Origin of the sequence: Sphingobium sp. RSMS (assembly GCF_005406185.4) — a bacterium.
Taxonomy (GTDB): Bacteria; Pseudomonadota; Alphaproteobacteria; order Sphingomonadales; family Sphingomonadaceae; genus Sphingobium; species Sphingobium fuliginis.
The window spans coordinates 3,336,893-3,352,115 of the sequence record NZ_CM191257.1; the positions used below are offsets into that span (position 1 = coordinate 3,336,893).

The 15,223-nt window shown below is 66.6% G+C and carries 19 protein-coding genes; 13 read left to right on the forward strand and 6 right to left on the reverse strand.

The genetic code is table 11. The features are described from left to right. Positions 1-46 precede the first annotated feature (46 nt). Positions 47-547: a glycine zipper 2TM domain-containing protein gene (locus EGM87_RS16315; protein WP_137709568.1), complete on the forward strand. Its 501-nt coding sequence runs from the start codon at positions 47-49 to the stop codon at positions 545-547. Between the two features lie 68 nt (positions 548-615). On the opposite strand, the gene EGM87_RS16320 is transcribed toward EGM87_RS16315, so the two are convergent. Beyond that, positions 616-1,191: a thermonuclease family protein gene (locus tag EGM87_RS16320; protein ID WP_137709567.1), complete on the reverse strand. Its 576-nt coding sequence runs from the start codon at positions 1,189-1,191 to the stop codon at positions 616-618. Between the two features lie 116 nt (positions 1,192-1,307). On the opposite strand from EGM87_RS16320, the gene EGM87_RS16325 reads away from it, so the two are divergent. Next, positions 1,308-1,700, forward strand: a complete 393-nt coding sequence (locus EGM87_RS16325) for a globin domain-containing protein (protein ID WP_025547301.1) — start codon at positions 1,308-1,310, stop codon at positions 1,698-1,700. Between the two features lie 27 nt (positions 1,701-1,727). Here the strand turns inward: EGM87_RS16325 and EGM87_RS16330 are convergent, their stop codons facing one another. Next, the gene (locus tag EGM87_RS16330) at positions 1,728-2,033 is read right to left on the reverse strand and encodes a hypothetical protein (RefSeq protein ID WP_137709566.1); all 306 of its coding nucleotides are present in this window, start codon (positions 2,031-2,033) and stop codon (positions 1,728-1,730) included. 135 nt (positions 2,034-2,168) lie between these two features. Here EGM87_RS16330 and EGM87_RS16335 point away from each other — a divergent pair, with 135 nt between their 5' ends. From EGM87_RS16335 to EGM87_RS16355, 5 genes are all read left to right on the forward strand, one after another. Beyond that, positions 2,169-2,549, forward strand: a complete 381-nt coding sequence (locus EGM87_RS16335; protein ID WP_025547304.1) for a RidA family protein — start codon at positions 2,169-2,171, stop codon at positions 2,547-2,549. A 5-nt stretch (positions 2,550-2,554) separates the two neighbouring features. Next, complete coding sequence (locus EGM87_RS16340; RefSeq protein ID WP_025547306.1) at positions 2,555-2,911, forward strand: ArsC family reductase; 357 nt, start codon at positions 2,555-2,557, stop codon at positions 2,909-2,911. Positions 2,912-2,922: 11 nt separating this feature from the next. After that, positions 2,923-3,960 carry a glycerophosphodiester phosphodiesterase gene (locus tag EGM87_RS16345; protein ID WP_410483117.1) on the forward strand — a complete coding sequence of 346 codons (1,038 nt, stop codon included), beginning with the start codon at positions 2,923-2,925 and terminating at the stop codon, positions 3,958-3,960. Positions 3,961-3,999: 39 nt separating this feature from the next. After that, positions 4,000-4,425, forward strand: a complete 426-nt coding sequence (locus EGM87_RS16350; RefSeq protein ID WP_013848211.1) for an RrF2 family transcriptional regulator — start codon at positions 4,000-4,002, stop codon at positions 4,423-4,425. A 167-nt stretch (positions 4,426-4,592) separates the two neighbouring features. Next, positions 4,593-5,249 (forward strand): MBL fold metallo-hydrolase, encoded by a 657-nt coding sequence (locus EGM87_RS16355; protein ID WP_025547311.1) that lies wholly within the window; start codon positions 4,593-4,595, stop codon positions 5,247-5,249. A gap of 2 nt (positions 5,250-5,251) precedes the next feature. Here EGM87_RS16355 and EGM87_RS16360 read toward each other — a convergent pair whose 3' ends face one another. Next, positions 5,252-5,683: an MAPEG family protein gene (locus tag EGM87_RS16360; RefSeq protein WP_025547313.1), complete on the reverse strand. Its 432-nt coding sequence runs from the start codon at positions 5,681-5,683 to the stop codon at positions 5,252-5,254. Positions 5,684-5,890: 207 nt separating this feature from the next. Between EGM87_RS16360 and rpmF the strand changes: the two genes are divergently transcribed. The 5 genes from rpmF (at position 5,891) to EGM87_RS16385 (ending at position 9,425) form a co-directional block, all read left to right on the forward strand. After that, positions 5,891-6,070, forward strand: coding sequence for a 50S ribosomal protein L32 (gene rpmF, locus EGM87_RS16365; RefSeq protein ID WP_013848214.1), 180 nt, complete (start codon positions 5,891-5,893; stop codon positions 6,068-6,070). A 68-nt stretch (positions 6,071-6,138) separates the two neighbouring features. Further along, complete coding sequence (gene plsX, locus EGM87_RS16370; protein WP_253719162.1) at positions 6,139-7,164, forward strand: phosphate acyltransferase PlsX; 1,026 nt, start codon at positions 6,139-6,141, stop codon at positions 7,162-7,164. Beyond that, the gene (locus EGM87_RS16375) at positions 7,161-8,129 is read left to right on the forward strand and encodes a beta-ketoacyl-ACP synthase III (RefSeq protein WP_137709564.1); all 969 of its coding nucleotides are present in this window, start codon (positions 7,161-7,163) and stop codon (positions 8,127-8,129) included. Before plsX ends, EGM87_RS16375 begins: the two co-directional genes overlap by 4 nt. Positions 8,130-8,702: 573 nt before the next feature. Next, positions 8,703-8,999 carry an integration host factor subunit alpha gene (gene ihfA, locus EGM87_RS16380; RefSeq protein ID WP_007687990.1) on the forward strand — a complete coding sequence of 99 codons (297 nt, stop codon included), beginning with the start codon at positions 8,703-8,705 and terminating at the stop codon, positions 8,997-8,999. 72 nt (positions 9,000-9,071) lie between these two features. After that, positions 9,072-9,425, forward strand: a complete 354-nt coding sequence (locus EGM87_RS16385) for a MerR family transcriptional regulator (RefSeq protein WP_044661346.1) — start codon at positions 9,072-9,074, stop codon at positions 9,423-9,425. Positions 9,426-9,545: 120 nt separating this feature from the next. Here the strand turns inward: EGM87_RS16385 and EGM87_RS16390 are convergent, their stop codons facing one another. The 3 genes from EGM87_RS16390 to EGM87_RS16400 form a co-directional block, all read right to left on the reverse strand. After that, positions 9,546-10,088, reverse strand: a complete 543-nt coding sequence (locus tag EGM87_RS16390; RefSeq protein WP_137709563.1) for a SixA phosphatase family protein — start codon at positions 10,086-10,088, stop codon at positions 9,546-9,548. Between the two features lie 72 nt (positions 10,089-10,160). Beyond that, positions 10,161-12,896 carry an ATP-dependent DNA helicase gene (locus EGM87_RS16395; protein WP_061939318.1) on the reverse strand — a complete coding sequence of 912 codons (2,736 nt, stop codon included), beginning with the start codon at positions 12,894-12,896 and terminating at the stop codon, positions 10,161-10,163. 53 nt (positions 12,897-12,949) lie between these two features. Continuing rightward, positions 12,950-13,306, reverse strand: coding sequence for a PilZ domain-containing protein (locus EGM87_RS16400; protein WP_025547324.1), 357 nt, complete (start codon positions 13,304-13,306; stop codon positions 12,950-12,952). Between the two features lie 240 nt (positions 13,307-13,546). On the opposite strand from EGM87_RS16400, the gene EGM87_RS16405 reads away from it, so the two are divergent. Beyond that, entirely contained in the window at positions 13,547-15,127 is a 1,581-nt protein-coding gene (locus EGM87_RS16405) for a lysine--tRNA ligase (protein WP_061939316.1), read from the forward strand. Positions 15,128-15,223: the final 96 nt, after the last annotated feature.

Genomic DNA, 15,223 nt, shown 5'->3' on the forward strand with positions numbered 1-15,223 from the left:
TTGGTTTGTTGTGCTCCCATCGAAAAGTCGACCAAGGGAGCCAGAGATGAAATCCACCCTGAAAGCTGTTTTCGCCGCCCTGTCGCTTGGCGCCGTGACGCTGAGCGCCGCCCCCGCCGCCGCCGATCCGCCGCCCTGGGCCGGACATGGCAAGGGCCATGGCCGCGACGACTGGAAGCATGGCGGCCGCCACGACAATGGCCGTCACGAAGGCTGGCGCCGTCCCGGCGGCGTGATCTACAGCTATGACTGGAACCGGCCGGACCCGCGCTATGGCCGCTACTATCGGCCCGACCGCTATTATCGCGGCGGCTATGAGCCGATCCGCGTCACCCGCTCCACCCGCATCTATCGCGGCTATGACGACCGCTATTATTGCCGCCGTTCGGACGGCACCACCGGCCTCATCGTCGGCGCGGCGCTGGGCGGCCTGCTCGGCGGCCAACTCGACCGCGGCTATTCGAACACGGCGGGCATCCTCATCGGCGCAGGCGCGGGCGCGCTGCTGGGCCGGGAGATCGACCGCGGCAATCTGAGCTGCCGCTAAGCGGTGGGGGGAGGGCGAAGGCCCTCCCCTCCCGACCCGCTTAACACCGGGCCATCAATAGCGGGCCATCAACACCATGGATGCCGCGCCCCGTCCCATTCCCGCGCCAGCCCTTCGGTCACCAGCATCTCGCCGATCGACTGCCCGCCGCGCGTCACCACCCGCAACGCCCGCCCATAGCGGTCCGTCTCCCGATCCCCGCTCTCCAGCGAGAAAGGGCCGGCATTCATCAACTGCTGCAATCGCTGCGTCGCCCGCGCTCCCAGAGCGGCTTCCTCGGCACAGCGCGGCCCGTGCGTTTCCGGCGCGTCGATGTCCATCACCCGCACCTTCTCGCCATGGAACCAGAAGGTGTCTCCGTCGACCACGCAATTGACGCCCCCGCCCACATGGCAGAAGCCGAATTGCGCCGACAGGCTGTCCCCTGCGACGGGAAAGGCGGCCTCCCGCCCACTCCTCTGGAAGCGCTGCGCCAGGTCCTGCCCGAACCAGCCCAGCGCCGCGCCGATCAGCACCCCGCCGATCACCAGCACGGCGATGGAGGGCCCACGGGACTTCCTGGGTTGCAGGCGCCCGCGCCCAGCCCGACGCGCCTCCGCCAACCAGACCGTTTCGCTGCGCTTCTTCCTCGACCCTCGGCTCATGACGGGGCCATAACGAAAGCCGCTCCTGCCGTCTCGCGCTAAAAGCGTCCGATTTGACCCTGATCAATGATCGCCGCCCGCAAGCCGCCACGCTGTGCCCATCCGCAGGAGGCTCCATGACCACCCCCTATGCCCGCATCGGCGGCGAAGCGACCGTCGCCGCCATCGCCAACCGTTTCTACGACCTGATCGACCGGGACCCCGCCTATGCCGATCTGCGCGCCATCCATGCGGCCGACCTCAGCGCCGTGCGCCATGGTCTCACCCGCTTTCTGGCGGGATGGTCCGGCGGCCCGCGCGACTGGTTCGAACGCGGCCAGTGCATCATGTCGCTGCACCGCGCCTTTCCGATCACCTCGGCGCTGGCGGATCGATGGTCCGCCGCCATGACCCGCGCCATAAAGGCGCAACCGGGCATCGACCCGCAACTCGCCGCCGCCATGGCCGACGCGCTCGGCCATATGGCGCGGGGGATGATCAACCTGTCGCTGGACCAGAACGCGGCTTAGCCGGATAGCAGGCCGGCGGGCCGGACCTTATTCCTCGTCCTCGGTCGGCCCCAATATATCCTCCTCATCGTCCATCTGCGGTTCGCCGGCGAAGGCGTCATTGTCGATCCGGCCGGATCGGTTCATCTCCTCCATCCGCTCGACCAGATCGGGCGTGTCGTCGGGCAGGATCTGCGCCGGGTTGGGCCGCCCGCCGCGCTCGCTGTCCTCGGCCGGGTCCGTCGACCGCACCCGCGCCTCGTCGGCCACGTCCTGCGCCTGCGAACCCGCTTCGGCCTGTTCGTCATTCTCCTCGCCCGTGTCGGGAAAGGGACTGTTGTCGGGTCGGTTCATGCTCTGTCTCCTTTCCCGCTCCAACGGCCGGCGGCCCGCGCCGTTCCCGCCGGGCAAAAGGCGCTGGACAGCATCCCGCGAACGGGGCAAGAGCCGCGGCGATCCTTTTCGCTTCGTTCTGCACAAGGAACTTCCATGCCCCGCCAGCTTATTTCCTCCGGCTCGCCCTTCGAGGCGCAGGTCGGCTATTCGCGCGCCGTCGTCCAGGGCGACTGGTGCTTCGTCGCCGGCACCACCGGCACCGATCCCGAAACCAGGGCCATGCCCGAATCCGTCGTCGATCAGGGCAGGAACGCGCTGAAGGTCATCGGCCGGGCGCTGGAGGAGGCGGGCTTCTCCTTCGCGGACGTGGTGCGCGTCACCTATTACATCACGGACCCGGCCTATTGGGATGTGCTGGGGGAGGCGACCGCACCGGTCTTCGGCGACATCCGCCCCGCCGCGAGCTGCATCGTCACCGGCCTCATCAAGCCGGAGATGAAGATCGAGATCGAAGTCACCGCGTTCAAGGGATAACAGCCATGCTGACCATGTACGGCATCAAGAATTGCGACACGATCAAGAAGGCGCGCAATTTCCTCGACAATAGCGGCAAGGCCTACAGCTTCCACGACTATAAGGTGTCGGGCGTCGACAAGGCGAAGCTGGAGGAATGGGTGATGGAACATGGGTGGGAAACCATCCTCAACCGTTCCGGCACCACCTTCAAGGCGCTGGACGCGGGCGACAAGGCGCATATCGACTCGGAAAAGGCGATTCTGCTGATGATGAGCAACCCCTCGATGATCAAGCGCCCGATCCTGGACCTGGGCGACCGCACCATCGTCGGCTTCAAGGCGACCACCTATGAGGACGCTCTGGAGGGCGTGAAGGCATGACCGTGGGGAGGATGCTCCGGCCGGGCATGTATCGGGCCGCCATCCTCCTCCTCACCCTGTTGATGGCGGCGCCCGCGATGGCCGAACCCTTCATCATCGCCCATCGCGGCGCCAGCGGCGAGCGGCCCGAACATACGCTCGCCGCCTATGAGCGCGCGATCGACCAGGGCGCCGACTATATCGAGCCGGACCTGGTGCTGACCCGCGACGGCGTCCTCGTCGCCCGGCACGAAAATGAGATTGGCGGCACCACCGATGTCGCGGATCATCCCGAATTCGCTACCCGCAGAACCAGCAGGACCATCGACGGTCAGCCCGTCTCCGGCTGGTTCACGGAGGATTTCACGCTCGCGGAACTGCGCACGCTGCGCGCCCGCGAACGGCTGCCGCAGCTTCGCCCCGCCAACAGCCGCTTCAACGACCTGTACCTCATTCCGACCTTCGAGGAGATATTGAAGCTGGTCCGCGCCAAGGAGGCGGAGCTTGGCCGCCGCATCGGCCTCTATCCCGAAACCAAGCATCCCGGCTATTTCGCGGGCATCGGCCTGCCGCATCAGGAGCCCTTGCTCGCGCTGCTCAGCCGATATGGCTATCAGACGGAGGCCGATCCGGTCTTCATCCAGTCCTTCGAGGTCGGCAACCTCAAGGCCCTGCGCGCGGCGACCCGCCTGCGCCTGATCCAGCTGGTGGACGGCGAGGGCGGACCGGCCGATGAACCCGGCACCACCTATGCCGACATGATGACGACCCAGGGGCTGCAACGGATCGCTGACTATGCCGACGGCATCGGCCCTGCGACCGCCATGGTGCTTGCCCCCGACGGGTCGACGGGCCTTGTCGACCGCGTCCATCACGCCGGGTTGCAGGTCCATGTCTGGACGCTGCGCATGGAAAACGGCTTCCTGCCCGCCGCCTTCCAGCGTCCGGACGATCCGCAGGGCAGGGGGGACTTTGCCGGCTATGTCCGGGCGGTCGCCGGCACGGGCGTCGACGCGATGTTCAGCGATTTTCCGAAACAGGCGCGGCAGGCGCTGAATCCCGCGCCCTGATGTCTTGTCAAATCTCCGGCGGGAGCGAATAACAGCCCTATGCTTTCGCAGAAGACCCGTTACGCCATCCGCGCCCTCCAGCATCTCGCAGACCGCTACCGGCAAGGCCCGGTGCCCCTGAACGAGATCGCCACGCGCCAGAATATCCCGTCCAAATTCCTGACGGTGATCCTGTCGGAACTGGCGCGCGAAGGGTTGGTCGCGACGCAGCGGGGGCGGGATGGCGGCTATTGGCTGGCGCTGGCCCCGGTCGACATCAGCTATGGCGACATCGTCCGGCTGACGCGTGGCTCGCTTGCGCTCACCCCTTGCGCCAGCCGTTTCGCGCATGAGACCTGCACCAACTGCCTGCCCGAATCGGAATGCCGCCTGCACCGGGTGATGCTCCGCGTGCGCGACGAAACCGCCAAGGTGCTCGACAGCATCAGCCTGGCGGAACCCTTCGCGACGGAGGAAATGGGCTAGGAACCTTGGCCGGTTGAGCCATCAGGCGCGCCGTGCTCCTGCCTTCGCGGGAGCAGCTTGTGCATCGGGGAAAGCGGAAAAGCAGCAAGCCGCCCCAGCCCCCTCGAATGCCCCTCGCTGCTCCCCAAGGCCTTGCACCCGGCGCGCAGCTTCGCCACATCAGCGCCATGACGACTCCGCCCCTCAAAGCCGCCCTGATCCCCGTCACGCCGCTCCAGCAGAATTGCACGCTCTTCTGGTGCACGGCGACCCATCGCGGCGCCTTCGTCGATCCGGGCGCGGACCTGCCCATTCTGAAAAGGGCGGCCGAGCAGCATGGCGTCACCATAGAGAAGATCCTCGTCACCCATGGTCATATCGACCATTGCGGCCAGGCGGGCATCCTCGCCCGCGATCTGGGCGTTCCGATCGAGGGACCGCATGAAGCCGACCGCTTCTGGATCGACCGGCTGGGCGAGGACGGCGCCCGATACGGCATCGACGGCGAAAGCTTCGAACCCGACCGCTGGCTGGAGGACGGCGATCAGGTCACGGTCGGCGACCTCACGCTCGACGTCTATCACTGCCCCGGCCACACGCCCGGCCACGTCGTCTTCCACCATGCGCCCAGCAAGCTCGCCATCGTCGGGGACGTGCTGTTTCAGGGGTCGATCGGTCGCACCGACTTCCCCATGGGCAATCATCAGCAGTTGGTCGATGCGATCACCGGCAAGCTCTGGCCGTTGGGCGGCGACACGGCCTTCGTCCCCGGCCACGGCCCGATGAGCAACTTCGCCCATGAACGCCGCACCAATCCCTTCGTGGGGGATGCCGTCCTCGCCTGACCCTATCGAACCATCGCCATGGCGGGCGGCGCCGGCACCTCCCGCGTCGCGCCATAGGCGACAGTGAGCGCCGCCACCGCCATGCCGACCATCACCGCCCAGGTCAGCAGCGCTCCTGCGCCGCGCCAGACGGTCGGCTTCTCCGCATCCATCCCGAAGCCATGGGCGATTCGCGCCAGCACCAGCGCCAGCGCCGCGCCCCAGAGCCAGATCGACGCCCCGACCGCCAGTTCCACCAGTCCGAAGAGAATCAGCGTCACCGGCACATATTCGATGAAATTGGCATGCGCGCGCATCCGCTTGGCCAACAGCGCGCTGCCACCGTCGCCGTGCAGCACATGATCCGAAATCCGGATTCGCGCGCATCGAATCCCCAGCCACATGTTGAGCAGCGCGCAGGCGGCGGCCAGCGTCAGCGTGATCGGCAGCAACATCGGATTTCCCCCCTTTCATGGCGACGCCCCCAGAATAGGGCAGCGGCATGGCGGGGCAAGAAGGACTTGCGCACGGGCCAAAAAACGCTATAGGCGCAGGGCTTCGCGATCATCCGGGCCGCATGGGTCTGCGGCGCCGTTGGCGTCGTCATCCATCGGATACGGCCAGTCGCACTAACAGATCAATTTATGGAATAAGGTGCCGACATGGCTGTCCCCAAGAGGAAAACGTCTCCGTCCCGCCGCGGCATGCGCCGCAGCCATGACTCGCTGCGTGTCGAGGCCTATCAGGAATGCTCGAACTGCGGCGAACTGAAACGCCCGCACAATCTCTGCGACGCCTGCGGCCACTATAACGGCCGTGAAGTCGTCGCCGTCGGGGCCTGACGCTCAAGCATTTCTCCTGAAAAGGGTGCGTTAACTTGTCCAGCCAACCGCGAATCGCAATCGACGCGATGGGCGGGGATGAAGGCGTATGCGTGATGATGGCGGGCGTGGCGCTCGCCCGTCGCCGTCACGAAGGGTTGCGCTTCACCCTTTTCGGGGACGAGGCGCGGATCAAGTCCGCGCTCGACAACCACCCCAATCTGCGCGCCGCGTCGGAAATCGTCCACGCGCCCGATGTGGTGGCTTCAGGCGACAAGCCCAGCGTCGCCATCCGCAAGAAGACCAGCTCGATGAGCATGGCCATCGCGGCGGTGAAGGCGGGCGATTGCGGCGCTGCGGTCTCCTCCGGCAATACCGGCGCGCTGATGGCGATGGCGAAGCTCGCCCTGCGCACCATGAAGGGCGTCGACCGGCCCGCGCTGGCCGCCATGCTGCCGACCCTGGGCGATAATGACGTGGTCATGCTGGACCTGGGCGCCAACACCGAATGCGACGCCCGCAACCTCGTGCAGTTCGCGGTGATGGGCGCGGCCTACGCCCGCATCGCGCTCGATCTGGAGCGGCCCCGCGTCCGCCTGATGAACATCGGCACGGAAGAAATGAAGGGGACGGAGGAAATCCGCGACGCCGCCGCGATCCTGCGCGCCGCGACCAGCCTGCCGCTCTCCTTTGAAGGCTTTACGGAGGGCGACAAGATCGGCCGCGGCGATGTCGACGTCATCGTGTCGGACGGCTTTTCCGGCAATGTGGCGCTCAAGACGGCGGAGGGCACGGCCCGCTTCGTCACCGACCTGCTGCGCACCGCCTTCACCAGCTCGATCCGTTCCAAGCTCGGCTTCCTGATCTCCAAGCCCGCGATGCACCTGCTGCGCCATCATCTCGACCCCAACAACCATAATGGCGCCGTTTTCCTCGGCCTCAATGGCGTGGTCGTGAAAAGCCATGGCAGCGCAAACGACAAGGGCGTCGCCAATGCCGTCCATGTCGCCGCGCGGCTGCTGGAGGAAGACATCACCCGGCGCATCGCCGCCGACATGCACGGGATCGAGGGGTTGACCGCCCCCGCATCCAGGATGGAGCTGCCCGCAAAGTGATCCGCCGATCCGTTCTCCTGGGCACGGGCTCCGCCCTGCCGGTCCGCGCCGTCACCAATGCCGAATTGGCGCAGACCGTGGACACAAGCGACGAATGGATCGTCGAGCGCACCGGCATCCGCACCCGCTACATCGCGGGGGAGGGCGAAACCACCGCGACGCTCGCCACGAACGCTGCCAAGGCTGCTCTGGAAGCTGCCGGCCTGTCCGCGCAGGACATCGACCTGATCGTGCTGGCGACCGCCACGCCCGACCAGACCTTCCCGGCCACCGCCACCATCGTTCAGGCCGCGCTCGGCATCAACGATTGCGTCGCCTTCGACGTGGCGGCGGTCTGCTCCGGCTTCCTCTATGCCATCACCGTGGCCGACAGCATGATCTGCTCGGGCGCGGCGCGAAACGCCATCGTGATCGGCTCGGAAACCTTCAGCCGCATCCTCGACTGGGAAGACCGCACCACCTGCGTGCTCTTCGGCGACGGCGCAGGCGCGGTCGTGCTGGGCGCGGAGGAAAGCACCGATGGCAAGCGGGGCATCCTCGCTGCGAAACTGCACGCCGACGGCCGCCACAACCAGCTTCTCTATGTCGACGGCGGCCCCTCCACCACGCAGACGGTCGGCAAGCTGCGGATGAAGGGACAGGAAGTCTTCCGCCACGCCGTCACCAACCTGGCCTCGGTGCTGACCGAAGTGATGGCCGCTGCCGACATGACCGCGGCGGACATCGACTGGCTGGTCCCGCATCAGGCCAATGCCCGCATCCTCGATGCGACCGCGCGCAAGCTGAAGCTCGCGCCGGAAAAGGTGGTGATGACGGTGGATCGCCATGCGAACACCTCCGCCGCATCGGTTCCCCTGGCCCTCGACCTCGCCATGCGCGACGGGCGCATCCAGTCCGGCGACCTGCTGGTGCTGGAGGCGATGGGCGGCGGCTTCACCTGGGGCGCCTGCGTCCTGCGGGTGTAGGGCCAGGATCGGTCCTGGAACATCGTGCGGAAAAGCCGGTCCTGAGCCTGTCGACGAATGGGAACCGGCTTTCTGCCTGAAAGAAGGCGACAGCAAAAAGCTGGAGCGCGCGACCTGCGCCGGATTTAACGCAGCGCGCTCTGGAGCCGCCGATCCGATGCAGTCGATCGGAATCCGTTCCGGAGCAGGCCAAAAAGGAACCGTTCAGGCCGGGCCCGTCCGACGCCTTGCCTTTCCTAGGCCCACAGTTCCAAAGAAGCGAAGCCCTTCGACAGGTTCAGCGCGAACGGGTGAGAAAAAGCGGCCTGTCTGCTTTCCAGACCTCTTCACTTCCGACTCAACCAACCAGCGCCTCGGCAGCATCCCCTTGCCAGGCCGATGCCACCCAAAATGGATGGCATCCCTGCGCCATATTCTTCCCCAGTCCCATTGCGGGACCGCTACACCGCCCATTTTTCACGGTTTTTTAAGGATTTCGCCGGGTGGTCATCTTGCCGAATCATGCAGAATCGCGCACATTGTCAAATGATCACCCGCATTTAGGCTCGACGGGTGTCAAGGTGGGGAAATGCGATGAGCGGTAACGGAACTCTGACGCGCGCGGATCTCGCGGAGAGCGTGAACCGTCATATTGGCCTTTCACGGGCAGAAGCGGCAACCTTAATCGAATCCATTTTGGAGCATATGTCCGCCGCGCTCGAACGCGGGGAGAATGTGAAAATCTCCAGCTTCGGCACCTTCGTGTTGCGCGACAAGACGCAGCGCATGGGCCGCAACCCCAAGACGGGCGTGGAAGTGCCGATCGAGCCGCGCCGGGTGCTGACCTTCCGCGCCAGCCAGACGATGCGGGACCGCGTCGCCTCGGCCTGAGGGGGCCATCGGCAAAACAGCCATTTTCCCGAAGGTTGACCTTTGCGCCGCTAAAGGTGCAACATCAGGACCATGGAAAAGGCAGAGGGCGCATTTCTGACGATCAGTGAGCTGGCGAGCGAACTCGATTTGCCGCAGCACATATTGCGCTATTGGGAAACCCGCTTCACCCAGCTCCGTCCGCTCCAGCGATCGGGCAACCGGCGCTATTACCGCCCGGCCGACGTGGCGCTGGTGCGGCGCATCAACCATCTGCTGAATGTCGAGGGCTTCACCGTCCGTGGCGCGCAAAAGGCACTGGCCGATGGAGGTGGCGAGCCGCCGGTCGCGCCCGCGCCCAAAAATGGCGAAACGGCCCCCCACGCCGATCTTCTGCCGCGCCTGGAAGCCATCCGCGCCCTATTGGTCAGGGCGATCGGGGAATAGGGACCGCACGTTCCGATCTGGACATATGCTGCACGCCATCATGCGCCTTTCCGGTCACGTCCGGACAGCCGTCATCCCATCGCCGCCGCCACCGCCAGAGGGTCGGCGTAACCGTCAGGTTCAGCGCGATCCCGGCCCCAGCGCCGGGTCCAGGTCGCGCGGGCGCGTGAAGCTGGCCAGGGTCGCGATATTGGGCTTCGCCTCGCTCCAATGTTCGATGGGCAGGTCCATCACCGCGATCGAGGCGGTCGGGAACTTCACCTCCACATCCTCGCGCAGCGGGCTCGCGCCATCGTCGGGCACGAGGTCGAGGACCAGTTCCTCCAGGCCCGGATTATGCCCGGACATCAGCACGCTGCCGGCGCTGTCGGGCAGGTCGCGGATCACGTCGAACAGGGTGGGCGGGGAGGCGAGATAGATGCGCCGGTCCCAATGCGGGTCGATCACCTCGCCATAGCCGGTGAAGAAGACGTTCAGCGTCTCCACCACCCGCACGGCCGGGGAGGCGACCACCATGTCGAAATGCAGGTCGCGCGCCTTGGCGAATTCCCCCATCACCAGCGCCGCCTTTTCCCCCCGGCGGTTGAGCGGCCGGTCGAAGTCCCGCGCAACCGGATCGTCCCAATCGGACTTGGCGTGACGGAACAGGATCAACCGCTTCATTTTTTCTCCAGGTCCCAGAGTGATTTCGAAGCAGGTGGAACGCCTGCTGACTCGGAAATCACGAAAATACAGTCACCAGGTGCCGGATTCGAGTCCCTGAAGCCCTAGCGTTGCATTACCGTTAAGGCCAGCGCGGGATTGCCCGCTGACCGAGATGATGGCCTCGTCCAGCGTCAGGCGGCGGATCGGCGTGCCGGCGGGGAAAGCGCTCAACAACCGGCTGGGCATGGCGGCGGACAGGATGACGAAGCTGCCCCGGTCCTCCGCCCGTCGGATCAGCCGGCCAAAGGCCTGCGCCATCCGCGCCCGGATCAGCCGGTCGTCATAGGCGCTTCCGCCGCCCGCCAGCTTGCGCGCCGCGTGCAGCACGGTGGGCTTGGACCAGGGCACCCCCTCCATCACCACCAGCCGCAGCGAATGGCCGGGCACGTCCACCCCGTCGCGCAAGGCATCGGTGCCCAGCAGCGAGGCGCGGGGATCGTCACGGAAAATATCGATCAGCGTGCCCGTGTCCATCGGATCGACATGCTGCGCGTAGAGCGGCAGCCCCGCCCGCGCCAGCCTGTCGGCGATCCGCGCATGCACCGCGCGCAGCCGCCGGATCGCGGTGAACAGCCCCAGCGTCCCACCGCCCGCCGCCTCGATCAGCCGGGCATAGGCGCCCGACAGCGCCGCAATGTCGCCGCGCTTGATGTCGGTGACGATCAGCACTTCCGACCGTTCCGGATAGTCGAACGGGCTGCTCGCCTCGAACTGCTCCGCCCCGCGCGGCAGATGTGTCGCCCCGCTCCGGCTCGCCGCATTGTCCCAGTCGCCGCCGCCCTTCAGCGTGGCGGATGTGATCAGCACGCCCTGCGCCGGTTTCAGCACCGCCTGCGCCAGCGGCCGCGTCGGGTCCAGCCAGTGGCGGTGGATGCCGATGTCGAACTCCCGCCCCTCGATCCGCTCGACCGCCAGCCAGTCCACGAAATCCGCGTCCGCCGGCCCGCCGATCCGCGCCAGCAGCGCCAGCCAGGCCGTCACCAGATCGCGCCGCCAGCCAAGCGAGGCAATCGCCCCCTCGACCCGCGCCCGCGCCGCGCCGTCCAGCCAGTCGGGCGCTTCCTCGATCACGGCTTCCATCCGCTTGCCAAGATGGGTCAGCGGCCGCAGCAGCGCGTCCAGCGCCCGCGCCGCCTCCTGCGCCGCCTCGACCAGCGCGCCGTCAGGTTCCGCCAGCTCGGTCTCCAGCCCATAGCCTGCATCCGCCTCGCCGCCATCGGCGGCCCGCGCATAGACCGTGCCCCGCACCGCCGCGAGCAGCTCCTCGACCGGCCCGAACGGCTCGCCCGCGACGATCCGCTTCAGCCATTCGTCGGCCGGCAGCGCCCTCGCGGCCTCCGCCGCCGCCCGGATCGCCTCGCCGCCCTGCTCGTCATAGCTGGCAAGGTCCGACAGCCGCGCCGCCAGACCCCGGCGACGCCCCCGCGAATTGCCCTCCGGCCCCATCACCCAGCGGCGCAGCTCGATGGCTTCCTGCCCCGACAGGGCGACGGAAAAGGTCGAATCCGCCGCATCGAACAGATGATGGCCCTCGTCGAACACGATGCGCTGCGGCGCCTGCCCCGTTTCCCGCCCCCGCGCCGCGTTGATCATCACCAGCGCATGATTGGCGATCACGATGTCCGCATCGGCCGAAGCCCGCGCCGATCGTTCGATGAAGCACTTCCGGTAATGCGGACAGCCCGCATAGATGCACTCGCCCCGCCGGTCGGTCAGCGCGGTGGAGCCGTTGCGCCGGAACAAGGTCGGCAGCCATCCCGGCAGGTCGCCGCCGATCATGTCGCCATCCTTGGTGAACGCCGCCCAGCGCGCCACCAGTTGCGCCAGAATCGCCGCGCGCCCCGCAAAGCCGCCTTGCAGCGCGTCCTCCAGATTGAGCAGGCAGAGATAATTTTCCCGCCCCTTGCGCACCACCACGCGCTTCGCCGCCACGGCGGGATCGGGGAAGAGGCGCAGGCTTTCCCGGTCCAACTGCCGCTGCAACGCCTTGGTAAAGGTGGAAATCCACACCGTCCCCTGCGCCTCCCCGGCCCAGAGCGAGGCGGGGGCGAGATAGCCCAGGGTCTTGCCGATCCCGGTCCCGGCCTCCGCCAGCAGCATATTGGGCTGGTCGCGATGCGCCTTGGGCCGGAACACCTCCGCCGCCGCCGCCGCATAGGCGCGCTGTCCCGGTCGCGCTTCGGCTCCCGCGCCCGTCAACTGCTCCAGCCGCGCCACCACCGCGTCGGGTTGCAGCGATACCGAACGGGGGGCAGGGCGGGGTGGGCTCTCCTCCCATTCCGGCAATTTGGAGAAGAGCCAACGCTCCGCCTCCTTCGGCTGGGCGATGCGCCCGGCCACCAGCGGCGCCCAGGGCCAGCGCAACCGGTGCAGCGACTGCGCCGCCGTCCAGCCGCCCTCGCGCTCGGTCCATGCGGGGGATTCCAGCGTCGCCAGCAGGGCGCCGGTCGCCGCCTGCAACAATTGGGGAATGTCGGCCTCGCTCGCCGGACGAGGCAGGTCCAGCGCTTCGGCCAGCCCCTTGGGCGTCGGCACCAGAAAGCGCGCGGGATGGATGAAGGCCCACAATTCCAGCAGGTCCAGGCCATTCAAATCGGGATAGCCCAGCCGCTGCCCGGTCAGCGGCGCGTTCAGCAGCAGCGTCGGCGTTTCCGCCGTCCGCGCGATGGCGGTGCCCTTGGCGACCGCTGCGGTCCGATCCCCTTCCCGAAGCCATATACCGCCATGGCTGGCGTGAAGGGCGGGCAGGGCAGCGGGGTCGATCACCTCTCCCGCTTAGGCGAACGGGAACAAAAGGGAAACCTGAAAAAGCGCCCGATTCAGCCGAACCGACGCCCGAAACCGCCCGCCGGACGCCCGCCGGGCATGCGCGGCTGAAAGGCCGTGGGCGTCAGCCGCGCGGCCCGTGCGATCTCCAGCCGGTCGAACAGCGGTCCGTCGGTCAGTTCATAGGGGAAGCGGATGCCCATGCGGTCCTCTTCGGACCATTGCACCGTGCCGAACACGACATGGCCCTCATAGTCGATCTGGCACTGGCTGCGCACCGGCAGGCCGCAGCCCGCAATCTGCGCGCCGCCCTCGCTCAGGTCGACGATCATTCCTTCCACGCTGTCGAGCACCGTCGTCACGACGACGGGTATATCGACCGTTATTCTGTGACGGCTGCGCGGCTGCATAGTCCCTCCTGAGCCCCCTAAGCTCCCGATAAATATGCCTGAACAGGGTTAATCAAAGTTAAAGAGCTGGCGGGAAAAGCCGCCATTCGTCTCCATTTCGGCACCTGGAATCGCCGCGTCGGGTCCAAAATGAAGCTTGATCTATATTAATGAAGCCTTTGCCGTTCCTTCCGCCGCATGATGTTTTCCGAGTCGTCAGATGTTTTCAACGGCCGCGAAAATGCTTAGGGGGCATGCATCATGACCGTGTCCGAACTCATCCGCACCGCCGCGCAGGCGTCCAAGGCCTGGCCCTATGAGGAAGCGCGCAAGCTCCTGAAGCGCTATCAAAACGGCGCGCCCGAAAAGGGCTATGTGCTGTTCGAGACGGGCTATGGCCCCTCCGGCCTGCCGCATATCGGCACGTTCAACGAAGTGCTGCGCACCACCATGGTCCGCAACGCCTATCATGCGCTGTCGGACATCCCCACGCGCCTGATCGCGTTCAGCGACGACATGGACGGGCTGCGCAAGGTGCCGGACAATGTGCCCAACCAGGCGATGCTGGCGCAGCATCTGGGCAAGCCGCTGACGCAGGTGCCCGATCCGTTCGGGAAGTTCGAGAGCTTCGCGCATCACAACAACGCCATGCTGCGGGAATTTCTCGACCGCTTCGGCTTCGACTATGAATTCGTCTCCGCCACGGAGCGCTACAGGTCCGGCGCCTTTGACGACGCGCTGAAGAATGTCCTGCGCCACTATCGGGACATCATGGACATCATGCTGCCGACGCTGCGCAAGGAACGGCAGGCGACCTATTCGCCGGTGCTGCCGATCTCGCCCAAAAGCGGCATCGTGCTTCAGGTCCCGGTCGAGGTGATCGACGCCGATGCCGGCCTCGTCCGCTTCGAGGATGAGGGCGAGCTGATCGAACGGTCGATCCTGTCCGGCGGCGCGAAGCTGCAATGGAAGGTCGACTGGGCGATGCGCTGGGTCGCGCTGGGCGTCGATTATGAGATGGCGGGCAAGGACCTGATCGATTCCGTCACCCAATCCTCGAAGATCTGCCGCGCGCTCGGCGCCCGCCCGCCCGAGGGCTTCAATTACGAAATGTTCCTCGACGAAAAGGGCGAGAAGATCTCCAAGTCCAAGGGCAACGGCCTCAGCCTGGAACAATGGCTGACCTATGGCCCGCAGGAGAGCCTCGCCTTCTACGCCTATCGCGAACCGAAGAAGGCGAAGCAGCTCCACATGGGCGTGATCCCCCGCGCCGTGGACGAATATTGGCAGTTCCGCGGCAATTATCCGAACCAGCCGGTCGAACAGCAACTCGGCAATCCGGTGCACCACATCCATGACGGCAAGCTGCCGCAGGGCCGCCTGCCGGTGACATTCGGCCTGCTGCTCAATCTGGTCGGCGTGATGGGCGACGCCAGCCGCGAACAGGTCTGGGGCTATCTCCAGAACTATGTCGCCGACGCCAATGCGGAAAGCTATCCGGAACTGGACGCGCTGATCGGCCATGCGCTCGCCTATCACCGTGATTTCGTCGCCCCGACGCTCCAGCGCCGCGCGCCGACCGAAGGCGAAGCCGCCGCCCTGCGCAGGCTGGACGCCGAACTCGCCGCCCTGCCCGCAGGCGCCTCGGCGGAGGACATCCAGAATATCGTCTATGCCATCGGCAAGGACGAAGCCTATGGCTTTGCCGAACTGCGCGACTGGTTCAAGGCGCTCTACCAGACCCTGCTGGGGGCCGACCAGGGGCCCCGGATGGGCAGCTTCATCGCGCTCTACGGCATCGAAAACAGCCGCCGCCTGATCGCGGAGGCCCTGGCCGCCTGAGCGGCGCACGGCGGAACATAACGGGGCGCGGGGCGTTTCGGCATATGGTCCACCCCCTTTCGGACTGATGGTGCGCCCAGCGCGCGCCATCGGCCG

Bases quoted from the DNA above. Each gene is read 5' to 3' on its own strand.
- EGM87_RS16315 (WP_137709568.1), top strand. From the start codon at position 47: ATGAAATCCACCCTGAAAGCTGTTTTCGCCGCCCTGTCGCTTGGCGCC.
- EGM87_RS16320 (WP_137709567.1), bottom strand. From the start codon at position 1,191: ATGAGCCGAGGGTCGAGGAAGAAGCGCAGCGAAACGGTCTGGTTGGCG.
- EGM87_RS16325 (WP_025547301.1), top strand. From the start codon at position 1,308: ATGACCACCCCCTATGCCCGCATCGGCGGCGAAGCGACCGTCGCCGCC.
- EGM87_RS16330 (WP_137709566.1), bottom strand. From the start codon at position 2,033: ATGAACCGACCCGACAACAGTCCCTTTCCCGACACGGGCGAGGAGAAT.
- EGM87_RS16335 (WP_025547304.1), top strand. From the start codon at position 2,169: ATGCCCCGCCAGCTTATTTCCTCCGGCTCGCCCTTCGAGGCGCAGGTC.
- EGM87_RS16340 (WP_025547306.1), top strand. From the start codon at position 2,555: ATGCTGACCATGTACGGCATCAAGAATTGCGACACGATCAAGAAGGCG.
- EGM87_RS16345 (WP_410483117.1), top strand. From the start codon at position 2,923: ATGCTCCGGCCGGGCATGTATCGGGCCGCCATCCTCCTCCTCACCCTG.
- EGM87_RS16350 (WP_013848211.1), top strand. From the start codon at position 4,000: ATGCTTTCGCAGAAGACCCGTTACGCCATCCGCGCCCTCCAGCATCTC.
- EGM87_RS16355 (WP_025547311.1), top strand. From the start codon at position 4,593: ATGACGACTCCGCCCCTCAAAGCCGCCCTGATCCCCGTCACGCCGCTC.
- EGM87_RS16360 (WP_025547313.1), bottom strand. From the start codon at position 5,683: ATGTTGCTGCCGATCACGCTGACGCTGGCCGCCGCCTGCGCGCTGCTC.
- rpmF (WP_013848214.1), top strand. From the start codon at position 5,891: ATGGCTGTCCCCAAGAGGAAAACGTCTCCGTCCCGCCGCGGCATGCGC.
- plsX (WP_253719162.1), top strand. From the start codon at position 6,139: ATGGGCGGGGATGAAGGCGTATGCGTGATGATGGCGGGCGTGGCGCTC.
- ihfA (WP_007687990.1), top strand. From the start codon at position 8,703: ATGAGCGGTAACGGAACTCTGACGCGCGCGGATCTCGCGGAGAGCGTG.
- EGM87_RS16385 (WP_044661346.1), top strand. From the start codon at position 9,072: ATGGAAAAGGCAGAGGGCGCATTTCTGACGATCAGTGAGCTGGCGAGC.
- EGM87_RS16390 (WP_137709563.1), bottom strand. From the start codon at position 10,088: ATGAAGCGGTTGATCCTGTTCCGTCACGCCAAGTCCGATTGGGACGAT.
- EGM87_RS16400 (WP_025547324.1), bottom strand. From the start codon at position 13,306: ATGCAGCCGCGCAGCCGTCACAGAATAACGGTCGATATACCCGTCGTC.
- EGM87_RS16405 (WP_061939316.1), top strand. From the start codon at position 13,547: ATGACCGTGTCCGAACTCATCCGCACCGCCGCGCAGGCGTCCAAGGCC.